Origin of the sequence: Pluralibacter gergoviae ATCC 33028 = NBRC 105706, assembly GCF_001598855.1 — a bacterium.
In the GTDB taxonomy this organism is placed as follows: Bacteria; Pseudomonadota; Gammaproteobacteria; order Enterobacterales; family Enterobacteriaceae; genus Pluralibacter; species Pluralibacter gergoviae.
This window is the reverse complement of the sequence record NZ_BCZS01000022.1, coordinates 27,061-40,880: the sequence shown is the minus strand read 5'-3', so window position 1 is coordinate 40,880 and position 13,820 is coordinate 27,061. Positions and strand designations below refer to the sequence as shown.

Here is a 13,820-nt window from a genome sequence, read left to right as displayed (position 1 = left end):
CGGATGCTTTGTGTATCACGGCGGTTTTGGGCTACTATTGCCGCCCGGTGCAGCGTCAGGCTCACCAAAATACATTACCATAATGACAATTTAACATAGTCTGAACATACGGCGCCTTATGATTGTTTTCTCCTCGTTACAAATTCGCCGCGGCGTGCGCGTCCTGCTGGACAACGCCACCGCCACCATCAACCCCGGCCAGAAGGTGGGGCTGGTGGGCAAAAACGGCTGCGGCAAATCCACCCTGCTGTCGCTGCTGAAAAACGAGATAGGCGCCGACGCCGGCAGCGTAACCTATCCCGGCAACTGGCAGCTGGCGTGGGTTAATCAGGAAACGCCCGCGCTCGCGGAACCGGCTCTTGACTATGTGATAGACGGCGACCGCGAGTACCGCCAGCTTGAGGCCGAACTCAACGCCGCCAACGAGCGCAATGACGGCAACGCTATTGCCACCGTACACGGCAAGCTCGACGCTATCGATGCGTGGACCATCCGCGCCCGCGCCGCCAGCCTGCTGCACGGCCTCGGCTTCAGCAATGAACAGCTGGAGCGCCCGGTGAGCGACTTTTCCGGCGGCTGGCGTATGCGCCTCAACCTCGCCCAGGCGCTGATCTGCCGCTCCGATCTGCTGCTGCTCGATGAACCGACCAACCACCTCGACCTCGACGCCGTGATCTGGCTGGAGAAGTGGCTGAAGAGCTACCAGGGCACCCTGATCCTGATTTCCCACGACCGCGACTTCCTCGACCCGGTGGTGGGCAAAATTATCCATATCGAACAGCAGAGCCTGTTCGAGTACACCGGCAACTACACCTCATTTGAACTGCAGCGGGCAACGCGCCTGGCGCAGCAGCAGTCGCTGTACGAAAGCCAGCAGCAGAAAGTGGCCCACCTGCAGAGCTTTATCGACCGCTTCAAGGCGAAGGCCTCCAAGGCCAAGCAGGCCCAGAGCCGCGTCAAGATGCTGGAGCGCATGGAGCTTATCGCCCCGGCGCACGTCGATAACCCGTTCCACTTCAACTTCCGCGCGCCGGAGAGCCTGCCCAATCCGCTGCTGAAAATGGAGAAGGTGAGCGCCGGCTACGGCGATCGCGTCATTCTCGACTCCATCAAGCTCAACCTGGTGCCCGGCTCGCGCATCGGCCTGCTGGGCCGCAACGGCGCCGGTAAATCGACGCTTATCAAAATGCTGGCGGGCGAACTGGCCCCGCTGCACGGCGAGATTGGCCTGGCAAAAGGCATCAAGCTCGGCTACTTCGCTCAGCATCAGCTGGAGTTCCTGCGCGCCGACGAATCTCCGCTCCAGCACCTGGCCCGCATGGCGCCGCAGGTGCTGGAACAGCAGCTGCGCGACTACCTCGGCGGCTTCGGCTTCCAGGGCGATAAGGTCACCGAAGAGACGAAGCGTTTTTCCGGCGGCGAAAAGGCCAGGCTGGTACTGGCGCTGATCGTCTGGCAGCGTCCGAACCTGCTGCTGCTCGATGAACCGACCAACCACCTCGACCTCGACATGCGCCAGGCGCTGACCGAGGCGCTGATTGAATTTGAGGGCGCGCTGGTCGTCGTTTCCCACGACCGCCACCTGCTGCGCTCCACCACCGACGATCTCTACCTGGTGCACGATGCCAAAGTGGAGCCGTTTGACGGCGATCTTGAGGACTATCAGCAGTGGCTCACCGACGTGCAAAAGCAGGAGAACCAGCCTGCCGAAGCGGCGAAAGAGAACGGCAACAGCGCCCAGGCCCGCAAGGACCAGAAGCGCCGCGACGCCGAGCTGCGCACCCAGACCCAGCCGCTGCGCAAAGAGATCGCCCGCCTGGAAAAAGAGATGGAAAAACTCAACGCGCAGCTTGCGGCGGCGGAAGAGAAGCTGGGAGACAGCGGCCTGTACGATCAGAGCCGCAAAGCCGAACTGACCGACTGTCTGCAGCAGCAGGCGAGCGCGAAATCGGGGCTGGAAGAGTGCGAAATGGCGTGGCTTGAGGCCCAGGAGCAGCTGGAACACATGCTGTCAGCGTAGGCCGGGCAAGACGCAGCCGCCGCCCGGCAAAAAGGCGGCGGCTGCGCTAACCGTCTACTGCTGCGCCGCAAGCCTTGCGCGGATCTGCTCCAGATGCTCGCGGCGGTATAGCTTGCCGTCGAGAAAGCGCGTCGTCAGCTCGCCCTGCTGCTCCTGTTCCGCCGTCTGCTCATCGAACAGCGCCAGTTCGCCCTGCGCATCGCGCGCTACCCGCAGCAGGCCGCGCGCCGAGCGCTTGAGGCCGCTGTCGGTTTTCGGCTCTTTAAAGATCATCCGCCCCTCCCCGTTGACCTCGCCCCAGGTCGCCTTCATCGCAAAACCGAAAGTGTCGCGGGTGTTGTACTGGTAGGTAAAAGAACCGACCCCGAACACGACGTTAGAACTGGCGAAGCCTTTAGCCTCCAGGCGCGTAAGGATCTCATCGGCGCGGGCCAGCGTAATCGAGTCGCCGTAAATCAGGCCGACGTGCGGATCGAGCACCTTGTAGCCCTTGTCGTTCACGGTGCCGCCGAAAATCTCCCACAGCACTTCAACGGAGCCCTTCTCTTCCGGCGTACGCTCCGCCCGGGTATCGCTATCCGCGCCGGTGCCGCAGAGTATAGCCACCGGATCGCCGCTGTCCGGGCGGAACACCACGCGCCCTTCGCGCTGCATAATGGTCGCCTTCAGCTCCCGCGTATACTCCGTCAGCACCCGCCAGTAGTCCCAGGTATCGGACACGATGGAGACAAAGCCCTGCGGGTAGAGATCGGCGATCAGCCGGCGGAAGGTCTCAATCTCGCTCTCGCGCTGGCCCATGCACATCACGCTGTGCTCGGTGGCCGGGATCGTCGCGCCGATGAAATAGGCTTCGCCGTCGGTGTAGTAGTCCCGGGCGTAGAGCAGCGACGGAATGCTGTCGGTGCCCTTAAAGCTCAGCAGGTGGCCGCAGCCCGCCTGGGCGGTATCCTGCAGGCCGGACATACCGCGAAACGAGAAGTCGTGGCACTGGAAGTCGAGGTGCGACAGGTCGCTGCAGGTTTTCTCCGCCCAGCGCGCGCAGATTTTGCGGTAGTGGTGGGCAATGGTGGCGTTGGTTGACGCCTTCCACAGCTCGGCGGACAGCACCGTTTCCAGATAATTAACCAGCCAGAAAAACTCCGGGCGGGTATTGGTGATGGTCAATACCGACACCTTCATCGGCACCTTTGAGCCTTCGTCCAGCGCCTTGATGTGCAGCGGCAGGTAGCCAAGCTGGTGCAGATCGCGAATGTGGTCCACCGTCACCGCGTCCGGGCCGAGGTAGCCGTCCATCACCTGCTTATACTCGCTGACCACCTCGTCCTGCGGGCGGGCGAAAAACGCCTCGTTGAACAGATCTACCAGGAACCACTGCAGAAAGCCCTGCAGGCCGAAGAACACCATTTTGCCGTCCGCCAGCGGCGACTGGAAAAAGCGGTCGCTGCGCGGGGTAAAGTTTGAGTAGACCTTCGTTGTCCCCTGCGGATACTGCACGCGGTGAGACACTTTATAGCCGTCGATAGCCAGAATCGGATTCATTTTCATGAGGTTATCTCCCGTATGCCTGATAGATAGCGTCGATATCGATAAGCGACAGCTGCGGATGCTGCAGATTAGCCGGCGCCAGCGAGGTGGTGGTGTAGACGGCATCAATGCCGTTATTGAGCAGGTTGTCGATCCCCTTCGAGAAGATACCGTGGGTGACGTACAGGCTGACGCTGCGGGCCCCCGCGTCGCGCAGCACCTGCGCCGAGCCGAGGAAGGTACCGCCCGCGTCGCACAGGTCGTCAACGATCAGCACATCTTTTCCCGCCACGTCCCCGGCCAGCAGGGCGAAGCCGGTCAGCGCGCCGCTGGCGACATCGCGCACTTTGCTGAGGATCGCGTACTCCGCCGCGCCGCTGGCTTTCACTACCGCGTCTATCTTCTTCAGCGCCCCGGCGTCGGGGGCTACCAGCATAAACTCACCGGCGGCCAGCGCCTCGCGCAGCCTGCGGCTCTGCAGCAGGCAGGTCTGCTGCGGAACGGCAACCATGTTGTTAATCGCCGCAGCGGCGGCGTCGCTGTGCGGATCGAGCACAATGACTTTGTCGAAGGCCAGCAGGTTAAGCTGCTGCGCAAACACTTTCAGCGCAAAACTGTCCCCCGGCACCATGTGCCTGTCCTGGCGGGCCCACGGCAGCCAGGGTAGCTCAAGATGGCTGAAGGTGACGTCGGTGACGTGGCGCACGGCTTCCACCAGCTGCGCCAGCAGCATAAAGTCGTTCATGTCGCGCAGGGCAACGGCCCGGATGCGCATCAGGGTCGCGCTGGCCGGTAACTCCCCGCTGACCTTCAGCCAGCCGGCGCCGTCGGGGAATGCGCCGCTGGACAGCGCAACGGGGTTGTCGTCCAGCCACAGCGTTAATTTTTCGCTCATGATACTCTCCTGTTTAATTGTGTCCCTAAGACAATTTAATAGTGTCCTAAAGACACTTATGGCGCAAGTGCAAATTCACATCAATTTAGCAGCACAAAAACAACACCATGATTTTCAACAACAAAAATTTAACCTTGCTGGTACAGAGCGGGCTGGTAAACTTGCCCGGTCATTTCTTTATCCGCCGCGAGTGCCTATGACTGCCGATGTCGACTACCTCAATCGCTACGATGCCAGCCGCTTTCCTTCGCCGCTGGTCACCGTCGACAGCGTGCTCTTCACCCTGCACCAGCAGTCGCTGTGCGTGCTGCTGGTTGAGCGCGCGGCGCCGCCCCAGCAGGGCCTGTGGGGCCTGCCCGGCGGCTTTATTGATATGCAGCAGGATGACGGCACCCGCGCCACAGCCCTGCGCAAGCTGACGGAGAAAACCGGTATTGTTCCCTCCTGGCTGGAGGAACTCGGCACCGTCTCCGGCCCCGGCCGCGATCCGCGCGGCTGGAGCCTGACGGTCGCGTGGTTCGCTCTGATCGCCTGGGAGGATTGTGAACCGCACATCGCCACGGTCAGCGACGCCCGCTGGGTGCCGGTGGAGCAACTCGGTGATTACGCCCTGGCCTTTGATCACGGCGATATCATTCAGATGGCGCTCTCGCGCCTGCGGCAAAAAACCATGTACTCTCTGCTGCCCGTCTACGCCCTGCCGGCGTGCTTTACCCACGGCCAGCTGCAGGAGGCCACCGAGATAATTCTCGGTCAGCCTATCCAGAGGAAGAGTCTTATCCGCCGCTTTGAGGCCTCGGGCATGTTCGAAGAGACCGGTGAAAGCGCGGCGACCGGCGCGCGAAAGGCGCGGCTGTGGCGACGAAAGCCCGGTGTCGATATCCACCTGTTTTCGCGCAACCTGTTGGCAGATTAGTTATAAAATCACATATTGACTAACTCTCACGCGCATTGCGCAGTAGTATACTTTCTCAACGTTTCTAAATAATTCTGGTGCTATGGTTGAAATTACTCCCGCTGACATGACTGCTTCTGACGCCGACTCCCGCGAGTTTCATCCCATGCGCGGCGTGTCCAATCGTCATTTGCAGACCATGCTGCCGCGCCTTATTCGCCGCCGCGTTCAGTTCGAACCGCACTGGCAGCGTCTGGACCTGCCCGACGGCGACTTTATCGATCTGGCGTGGAGTGAAGATCCGTACCAGGCCCGCCACAAGCCGCGGCTGGTGGTGTTTCACGGCCTGGAAGGCAGCCTGCACAGCCCCTACGCCCACGGTCTGGTACACGCCGCCATGCAGCAGGGCTGGCTGGGCGTAGTGATGCACTTTCGCGGCTGCAGCGGCGAGCCCAACCGCGCGCGGCGCATCTATCACTCCGGCGAAACGGAGGACGGCAGCTGGTTCCTCTCCTGGCTGCGCCGCGAGTTCGGCAACGCGCCGACCGCGGCGGTCGGCTATTCGCTGGGCGGCAATATGCTCGCCTGCCTGCTGGCAAAAGAGGGCGACAGCGTGCCGCTCGATGCCGCGGTGATTGTCTCGGCGCCGTTTATGCTGGAAGCCTGCTGCTACCACATGGACAAGGGCTTCTCCCGCGTCTACCAGCGCTATCTGCTCAATCTGCTGAAGGCCAACGCCTCCCGCAAGCTGAAGGCCTATCCCGGTACCCTGCCGGTGGATCTCAAGCGGCTGAAGAGCGTGCGGCGCATTCGCGAGTTTGACGATCTGATCACCTCGAAAATCCACGGCTTCGCCGACGCCATCGACTACTATCGCCAGTGCAGCGCCATGCCGGTGCTGAGCCAGATCACCCGGCCGACGCTGATTATTCACGCCAAAGACGACCCTTTCATGGATCACCACTCCATTCCTGCCCAGGAAGAGCTGCCGAACAATATTCACTATCAGCTGACCGAGCACGGCGGCCACGTCGGCTTTGTCGGCGGTACCCTGCGCCGCCCCGAGATGTGGCTGGAGAAGCGTATTCCCGACTGGCTGAAGCAGTTTCTGCGGAGTCCGGCATGATTATTCCCTGGCAGGATCTGGAATCTGAGACCCTCGACAACCTGATCGAGAGCTTTGTGTTGCGTGAAGGCACCGATTATGGTGAACATGAACGCTCGCTTCACGATAAAGTCGCCGACGTCAAAGAGCAGTTAAAAAGCGGGGAAGCAGTGCTGGTGTGGTCCGAACTGCACGAGACCGTGAATATCATGCCCCGCGCGCAGTTTCGCGGCTGACTATACTCAGAGATGATGATGAATTCAGGGAGTAGCCATGTCTGCCAAATACCCGGTGATTGCCGTAACCGGCTCCAGCGGAGCCGGAACCACCACCACCAGCCTCGCCTTCCGTAAAATCTTCGCCCAGCTCAACCTGCAGGCGGCGGAGGTCGAAGGCGACAGCTTTCACCGCTACACCCGCCCGGAAATGGATATGGCGATCCGCAAAGCGCGCGATCTGGGACGGCACATTAGCTATTTTGGCCCGGACGCCAACGACTTCGGTTTGCTGGAGCGCACCTTTGTCGAGTACGGCCAGCACGGCAGGGGCCAGTCGCGTAAATACCTGCACACCTACGACGAAGCGGTGCCGTGGAACCAGGTGCCGGGCACCTTTACGCCGTGGCAGCCGCTGCCGGAGCCTACCGACGTGCTGTTCTACGAGGGGCTGCACGGCGGCGTGGTCACGCCGCAGCACGATGTGGCGAAGCACGTCGACCTGCTGGTGGGCGTGGTGCCTATCGTCAACCTCGAATGGATCCAGAAGCTGATCCGCGATACCAGCGAGCGCGGGCACTCCCGCGAGGCGGTGATGGATTCGGTCGTGCGCTCGATGGACGACTACATCAACTACATCACCCCGCAGTTCTCGCGCACCCACATCAACTTTCAGCGCGTGCCGACGGTGGACACCTCGAACCCGTTCGCCGCGAAAGGCATTCCCTCCCTCGATGAGAGCTTCGTGGTTATCCACTTCCGCAACCTGAGCAATATCGATTTCCCCTGGCTGCTGGCGATGCTGCAGGGCTCGTTTATTTCGCACATGAACACCCTGGTCGTGCCGGGCGGCAAGATGGGGCTGGCGATGGAGCTGATCATGACGCCGCTGGTGGAGCGGCTGATGGAAGGCCGGAAAATTCAGTGATGGGGCGGGGGCGTTTGCCCCTCACTCCACCCAACGCCTGTACCTTAGCCCGCAACCACCTCAAACGAATGCGTCACATTGACCGCCTTCTCCAGCATCAGCGCCACGGAGCAGTACTTTTCCGCCGACAGCTCAACCGCGCGGGCCACGGCGGCCTCCTTCAGCTCTTTACCGGTGACGATAAAGTGCAGGTTGATATGGGTAAAGTAGCGCGGCGCCTCTTCCCGACGCTCGGAGGTCAGCTTGACTTCGCAGTCGGCCACGTCGTGGCGGCCCTTTTGCAGAATAGACACCACGTCAATCGCGCTGCAGCCTCCTGCTGCCATCAGCACCATCTCCATCGGGCTCGGCGCCTTGTCGCCTGAGTTGCCGTCCATCAGAACCTGGTGACCGGATGCGGACTCGCCCAGGAAGGTTAATCCCTCAATCCATTTCACGCGTGCTTGCATAATCGTTTACTCCAGCTGAACAATTTTCTTCACAGATTACGCGCACATAACAAATCCCGCAATGGAAGGCGATCCAGGTCATGCTGAAGCGAGACACCACGAGACACGCGCCGAAAGCTATGCTACAACAACCGGGATGATACGTAGATATTCTGCCCGTACGCAGAAGGTATTACAGGCTGCCGCCTGATATGACAGCCGACTTCCCGGACACAGGGAAGGATATGAATGCAACGCCAGCGGTGGTGTCGTTTCTGCCGTTGGATATAGCTTATAACAGAGGAAAACCGCGCATGGTGCTTGGCAAACCGCAAACAGACCCTACCCTCGAATGGTTCTTGTCTCATTGCCACATTCATAAGTACCCATCCAAAAGCACGCTGATTCACCAGGGTGAAAAAGCGGAAACGCTGTACTACATCGTGAAGGGTTCTGTTGCTGTACTCATTAAGGATGAAGAAGGGAAAGAGATGATCCTCTCCTACCTCAACCAGGGCGATTTCATTGGTGAGCTTGGCCTGTTTGAAGAAGGCCAGGAGCGTAGCGCATGGGTACGGGCGAAAACTGCCTGTGAAGTTGCTGAAATCTCTTATAAAAAATTCCGTCAGCTGATCCAGGTTAACCCGGACATTCTGATGCGTCTCTCCTCGCAGATGGCCCGCCGTCTGCAGGTCACCTCTGAGAAAGTGGGTAACCTCGCCTTCCTCGACGTGACCGGCCGCATCGCCCAGACCCTGCTGAACCTGGCAAAACAGCCTGACGCGATGACCCACCCTGACGGTATGCAAATTAAAATCACCCGTCAGGAGATCGGCCAGATCGTCGGCTGCTCCCGCGAAACCGTTGGCCGCATCCTGAAGATGCTCGAAGATCAGAACCTGATCTCCGCCCACGGTAAAACTATCGTGGTCTACGGCACCCGCTAAGACCGCACAGGCGGCGCACTGCCCCCCGCAGCGCGCCGTTTTTGTCTCTACGTCATGTGGCGCAGGCTCATCTACCACCCGGAAATCAACTACGCGCTGCGGCAAACCCTGGTGCTGTGTCTTCCCGTGGCCATCGGTCTGCTGCTGGGCCAGTTGCAGCACGGGCTACTCTTCTCGCTGGTACCCGCCTGCTGCAACATTGCCGGACTGGATACGCCGCACAAGCGCTTTTTTAAACGTCTGGTTATCGGCGGCAGCCTGTTCGCGGGCTGCAGCCTGGTCGTCCAGCTGCTGCTGGCGAAGGACGTGCCGCTGCCGCTGATCCTCAGCGGGCTGGCGCTGACGCTCGGCGTCACCGCCGAGATAAGCTCCCTGCACGCGCGCCTGCTGCCGGCGTCGCTTATCGCCGCCATCTTTACCCTGAGCCTCGCGGGCAATATGCCGGTCTGGCAGCCGCTGCTGATCTACGCTCTCGGCACGCTGTGGTACGGCCTGTTCAACTGGTTCTGGTTCTGGCTGTGGCGCGAACAGCCTCTGCGCGAATCCCTGAGCCTGCTCTATCGCCATCTCGCCGACTACTGCGAAGCAAAGTACAGCCTGCTGACCCAGCATACCGATCCGGAGACCGCCCTGCCGCCGCTGCTGGCGCGCCAGCAGAAGGCCGTGGATCTGATTACCCAGTGCTATCAGCAGCTGCACATGCTGTCTGCCAACCGCAACCGCGACTACAAGCGGCTGCTGCGCATCTTTCAGATGGGCCTCGATCTGCAGGAGCATATCTCGGTCAGCCTCCACCAGCCCGCCGAGGTGCAGAAGCTGGTGGAGCAGACCCACGCCGAAGCGGTGATCCGCTGGAACGCGCAGACCGTCTCCGCCCGCCTGCGGGTAATGGCAGACGATATCCTCTATCACCGCTTTCCGAAGCGCTTCAGCATGGAGAAGCAGACGGCGGCGCTGGATAAGATAGCCCGCCAGCATCCGGATAATCCCGTCGGTCAGTTCTGCGCCTGGCACTTCAGCCGCATCGGGCGGGTGCTGCAGTCAAACCGCCCGCTCTACGCCCGCAACCTGATGGCCAACGCCGAGCGGCGGCTGCCGCTGATCCCGGCCCTGAAGAGCTATCTCTCCCTCAAATCGCCGGCCCTGCGCAATGCCGCCCGTCTGGCGGTGATGCTGAGCATTGCCAGCCTGGCCGGGGCCGCGCTGCACCTGCAGAAGCCCTACTGGATCCTGATGACCCTGCTGCTGGTCACCCAGAACGGCTACGGCGCCACCCGGGTACGCATTTTTCACCGTACGGCGGGCACGCTGGCCGGGCTGTTCATTGCTGCGGCCACCCTGCACTTCCGCGTGCCCGAGAGCTACACCCTGAGCGCCATGCTGGTGATAACCCTCATCAGCTACCTCATCGTGCGGAAAAACTACGGCTGGGCGACCGTCGGCTTTACGGTTACCGCGGTGTATACCCTGCAGCTGCTGACCCTTAACGGCGACCAGTTCATTCTCGCCCGGCTGGTGGATACCCTGATTGGCTGCCTGATCGCCTTTGCCGGCATGGTCTGGCTGTGGCCCCAGTGGCAGAGCGGTCTGCTGCGCCAGAACGCCCACGACGCGCTGGAGCACGATCAGAACGCGATCCGCCTGCTGCTGAGCCCGGTACATGAAGCGCCCGCCATGGCCTATCAGCGGATGCAGGTCAACCAGGCGCACAATACGCTGTTCAATTCGCTCAATCAGGCGATGCAGGAGCCGGGATTCAATACGCAGTATCTGGCGGATATGAAGCTGTGGGTGACCCACAGCCAGTTCATTGTCGAGCACATCAACGCCATGACCATTCTGGCCAGGGAGCACACCATGCTGACGGAGAGATTAGCGGGACGCTACCTGGAATCATGCGAAATCGCGCTCCAGCGCTGCCAGCAGCGGCTGGAGTACGATGAACCCGGCAGCAGCGGCGAGGCCAACGTGATGGATGTCCTTGAGGGGCTTCCCCACGGCCCGCTGAGCCCGCTGGAGATCCACCTGCACCGCATTCTCGGCCACCTCAACTCGATGTACACCATCTCCTCGGTGGCGTGGCGCCAGAGGCCGCATCACGGCATCTGGCTTAACCGGCGGCTCAGGAAGCGCTGAGGACGGCGCCGACCGCCCGGGCGAAGCGGGTCATGCCCTCATCGATATCGTCACCGCTGACTACCAGCGCGGGCGCGAAGCGCATTACGTCCGGCCCGGCGTTGAGCACCATCACCCCTTCGCGGGCCGCGGCGTGCAGAAAATCGCGGGCGCGGCCCTTGTACTCCGCCTTCAGTTCGGCGCCGATCAGCAGGCCCATGCCGCGAATATCGCTGAAGATCCCGTACTGCTCGTTAATCTGCTGAAGATGGCTGACGAAGCGCTCGCGCTTCTCGCGCACGCCGTCCAGCACCTCAGGCGTGTTGATAATGTCAAAAGCCGCCTCCGCCACCGCGCAAGCCAGCGGGTTGCCGCCGTAGGTCGAACCGTGGGAGCCGGGATGGAAGGCGCTGGCGATCTCTTCCGTGGTCAGCACCGCGCTGATCGGGAAGCCGCCGCCCAGCGCCTTCGCGCTGGTGAGAATGTCCGGCGTCACGCCGTAGTGCATACAGGCGAACAGCGATCCGGTGCGGCCCATGCCGCACTGCACCTCGTCAAACACCAGCAGCGCCTGATGTTCGTCGCACAGCGCCCGCAGCCCCTGCAAAAATTCCGGCGTCGCGGCGGTCACGCCGCCTTCGCCCTGGATAGGCTCAACCACCACGGCGCAGGTGTGATCGTCCATCACCGCCTTCACCGCGTGCAGATCGTTGAACGGCACGTGGACAATATCTGCCGGCTTGGGACCGAAGCCGTCGGAGTATTTTGGCTGCCCGCCGACGGAGACGGTAAACAGCGACCGGCCGTGGAAAGCGTTGTGGAAGGCGATAATTTTACTTTTGTAGGGGCTGTGGCGGGTCGCCGCGTAGTGGCGCGCCAGCTTGAAGGCGGTTTCGTTGGCTTCGGTGCCGGAGTTCATAAACACCACCCGCTCGGCGAAGGTCGCGTTCACCAGCTTGCGCCCCAGGCGCAGGGCCGGTTCGTTAGTAAAGACGTTGCTGGTGTGCCACAGGGTCTCGCCCTGGCTTTTCAGCGCCGCCACCAGCGCCGGATGGCAGTGGCCCAGCGCCGTGACGGCAATGCCGCCGGCAAAATCTACGTACTCTTTACCCTGCTGGTCCCAGATCCGACTTCCCTGCCCCTTCACCGGAATAAACTCCGCCGGTGCATAAATGGGCAGGATCACTTCATCAAATGTGGCCCGGGTAATATCCGCCTGCTGCGTTGCCATAACCATCCTCTTGCGCCTATGAATATGATAAATTACTCACAAAATATGCATAAAAAATCACAGACTGGCAACAGACAATTTAACGATGCAGGAAATTATTCAGCAGGGCATGCCCCTGCTCGCTGAGAATGCTCTCCGGATGGAACTGCACGCCCTCCAGATCCCACTCGCGGTGGCGCAGGCCCATGATCTCGCCGCTGTCGCTGCGGGCGGTAACCTCCAGGACGTCCGGCAGCGTGTCGGGATCGACAATCAGGGAGTGGTAGCGCGTCACGGTCAGCGGGTTATTCAGTCCGCGAAATACGCCCTTCCCCGTATGGGTGATGGCCGACGTTTTGCCGTGCATCACCTTCGCCGCGCGCACCACCCGGCCGCCCAGCGCCTGAGCGATGGCCTGGTGGCCCAGGCAGACGCCGAGGATCGGCGTCTTCCCGCCCCAGCGGCGGATAACCTCAAGGGAGATCCCGGCCTCATCGGGCGTGCAGGGGCCGGGAGAGATAACGATCTTCGCCGGCGCCAGGTCGGCGATTTCCGCCAGGGTTATCTCGTCGTTGCGGCGCACCAGCACCTCTGCGCCCAGCTCGCAGAAGTACTGATAGAGATTCCAGGTAAACGAGTCATAGTTATCGATAAGCAGGATCATGACGGCTCCGTAGCGGCAAACCGGGCTAGTTTACCCAATTTCCGCCGCCGGGCTCACCACTTTAGTAAACAGCGCTTCCAGCGGTTCTAGGTCGCCCATCGCCCCGCTCTGATTGGCCTGGCTCCAGGCCTGCGGTTCGATGCCTTCCCAGCACAGCAGGTAGCCCGCGTGGATAGCCATCTGCTCGAAGAAGATCCGCTGCGCGATACCGCTGCCGACGCGAAAGGGGTGCAGGACGTTAATCTCGCAATAGTAGTGGGCCAGGCGGGCGATAAACTCGCCCATTTCCAGCCCCGCCAGCCACGCCTCTTCCTCCAGATCCTGCATCAGCGCATTGCCCTCCTGCTCGATGCGGGCAAAGTGGCAGAAGCGGGTATCACCCTGATAGAGGTCGACCTGGCGAAATTTTCCCGCCCAGTCGAAGATATCCTGATAGAGCGCGTGGTGAATCGCGCACAGGTACGGCAGGCCGCGCACCTTCGGCCCCAGCGGCAGCGTCGCCGCCCGCAGGGCGGTGATTTCGTAAGCCGCCTGTTCAAGGCGCTGCATCTGACGAATGGCGAGGCGATTTTTCAGCACGTTGATGCCGGGATAGAGGTACGGATCGCGATCGTTGCCGTATTTATCGCTCATAGTGCCTCCTCAGCGCCTCAAGGCGGGCCAGCGCCTGTTCCGGGTCAAGATCAACGCGCGGCGTATCAACCCCCTCCAGCCGTCGGCTGGCCTGAAAATTGCGATTGCGGGTACTCTCCCAGAGGCGGGATTTTTGCTTATCGGTGAGCTTTTTCATCTGGACTCCCTGCGGTTCCCTTATCAGCCCTCAGTATAAGCAGCAATTTCGGGTTACGCAGAGAGTACGCGGCGGTACGAGCAG

Annotated in this window: 14 protein-coding genes; 7 read left to right on the top strand and 7 right to left on the bottom strand. The window is 61.3% G+C overall.

The genetic code is table 11. The features are described 5' to 3' along the window. Positions 1 to 118: 118 nt before the first annotated feature. On the top strand, positions 119 to 2,020 hold the full coding sequence (locus tag ENGE1_RS19075) for an ABC transporter ATP-binding protein (protein WP_048254497.1): 1,902 nt from the start codon (positions 119 to 121) through the stop codon (positions 2,018 to 2,020). Positions 2,021 to 2,074: 54 nt separating this feature from the next. Here the strand turns inward: ENGE1_RS19075 and ENGE1_RS19070 are convergent, their stop codons facing one another. Together ENGE1_RS19070 and prs are read right to left on the bottom strand one after the other, a co-directional pair. Next, positions 2,075 to 3,565, bottom strand: coding sequence for a nicotinate phosphoribosyltransferase (locus ENGE1_RS19070; protein WP_048254499.1), 1,491 nt, complete (start codon positions 3,563 to 3,565; stop codon positions 2,075 to 2,077). Positions 3,566 to 3,569: 4 nt separating this feature from the next. Next, entirely contained in the window at positions 3,570 to 4,439 is an 870-nt protein-coding gene (gene prs, locus ENGE1_RS19065; protein WP_043081155.1) for a ribose-phosphate diphosphokinase, read from the bottom strand. A gap of 196 nt (positions 4,440 to 4,635) precedes the next feature. Here prs and ENGE1_RS19060 point away from each other — a divergent pair, with 196 nt between their 5' ends. The 4 genes from ENGE1_RS19060 to ENGE1_RS19045 all read left to right on the top strand — a co-directional run bounded on the left by ENGE1_RS19060 (position 4,636) and on the right by ENGE1_RS19045 (position 7,582). Next, the gene (locus ENGE1_RS19060; RefSeq protein WP_048254500.1) at positions 4,636 to 5,355 is read left to right on the top strand and encodes an NUDIX hydrolase; all 720 of its coding nucleotides are present in this window, start codon (positions 4,636 to 4,638) and stop codon (positions 5,353 to 5,355) included. A gap of 82 nt (positions 5,356 to 5,437) precedes the next feature. Beyond that, positions 5,438 to 6,460, top strand: a complete 1,023-nt coding sequence (locus tag ENGE1_RS19055; protein WP_045288288.1) for a hydrolase — start codon at positions 5,438 to 5,440, stop codon at positions 6,458 to 6,460. Beyond that, on the top strand, positions 6,457 to 6,675 hold the full coding sequence (locus ENGE1_RS19050; RefSeq protein ID WP_045288289.1) for a YheU family protein: 219 nt from the start codon (positions 6,457 to 6,459) through the stop codon (positions 6,673 to 6,675). The genes ENGE1_RS19055 and ENGE1_RS19050 overlap by 4 nt, the downstream gene beginning before the upstream one ends. Before the next feature lie 37 nt (positions 6,676 to 6,712). Next, the gene (locus ENGE1_RS19045) at positions 6,713 to 7,582 is read left to right on the top strand and encodes a phosphoribulokinase (RefSeq protein WP_043081159.1); all 870 of its coding nucleotides are present in this window, start codon (positions 6,713 to 6,715) and stop codon (positions 7,580 to 7,582) included. A gap of 44 nt (positions 7,583 to 7,626) precedes the next feature. Here ENGE1_RS19045 and ENGE1_RS19040 read toward each other — a convergent pair whose 3' ends face one another. Continuing rightward, positions 7,627 to 8,031 carry an OsmC family protein gene (locus ENGE1_RS19040; protein ID WP_043081160.1) on the bottom strand — a complete coding sequence of 135 codons (405 nt, stop codon included), beginning with the start codon at positions 8,029 to 8,031 and terminating at the stop codon, positions 7,627 to 7,629. 293 nt (positions 8,032 to 8,324) lie between these two features. On the opposite strand from ENGE1_RS19040, the gene crp reads away from it, so the two are divergent. Both crp and ENGE1_RS19030 read left to right on the top strand, forming a co-directional pair. Continuing rightward, on the top strand, positions 8,325 to 8,957 hold the full coding sequence (gene crp / locus ENGE1_RS19035) for a cAMP-activated global transcriptional regulator CRP (protein WP_000242758.1): 633 nt from the start codon (positions 8,325 to 8,327) through the stop codon (positions 8,955 to 8,957). Positions 8,958 to 9,011: 54 nt separating this feature from the next. Next, entirely contained in the window at positions 9,012 to 11,093 is a 2,082-nt protein-coding gene (locus tag ENGE1_RS19030) for a YccS/YhfK family putative transporter (protein ID WP_048254503.1), read from the top strand. Here the strand turns inward: ENGE1_RS19030 and argD are convergent. The 4 genes from argD to ENGE1_RS27175 form a co-directional block, all read right to left on the bottom strand. Continuing rightward, positions 11,080 to 12,303, bottom strand: a complete 1,224-nt coding sequence (gene argD, locus ENGE1_RS19025; protein ID WP_043081162.1) for a bifunctional acetylornithine/succinyldiaminopimelate transaminase — start codon at positions 12,301 to 12,303, stop codon at positions 11,080 to 11,082. The two genes, ENGE1_RS19030 and argD, sit on opposite strands and share 14 nt — an antisense overlap. Before the next feature lie 79 nt (positions 12,304 to 12,382). Further along, positions 12,383 to 12,946 carry an aminodeoxychorismate synthase component 2 gene (gene pabA / locus ENGE1_RS19020; protein ID WP_043081163.1) on the bottom strand — a complete coding sequence of 188 codons (564 nt, stop codon included), beginning with the start codon at positions 12,944 to 12,946 and terminating at the stop codon, positions 12,383 to 12,385. Between the two features lie 30 nt (positions 12,947 to 12,976). Continuing rightward, positions 12,977 to 13,579, bottom strand: a complete 603-nt coding sequence (locus ENGE1_RS19015; protein WP_048254505.1) for a putative adenosine monophosphate-protein transferase Fic — start codon at positions 13,577 to 13,579, stop codon at positions 12,977 to 12,979. Next, positions 13,569 to 13,736 (bottom strand): YhfG family protein, encoded by a 168-nt coding sequence (locus tag ENGE1_RS27175; RefSeq protein WP_071199947.1) that lies wholly within the window; start codon positions 13,734 to 13,736, stop codon positions 13,569 to 13,571. Before ENGE1_RS27175 ends, ENGE1_RS19015 begins: the two co-directional genes overlap by 11 nt. Positions 13,737 to 13,820 lie beyond the last annotated feature (84 nt).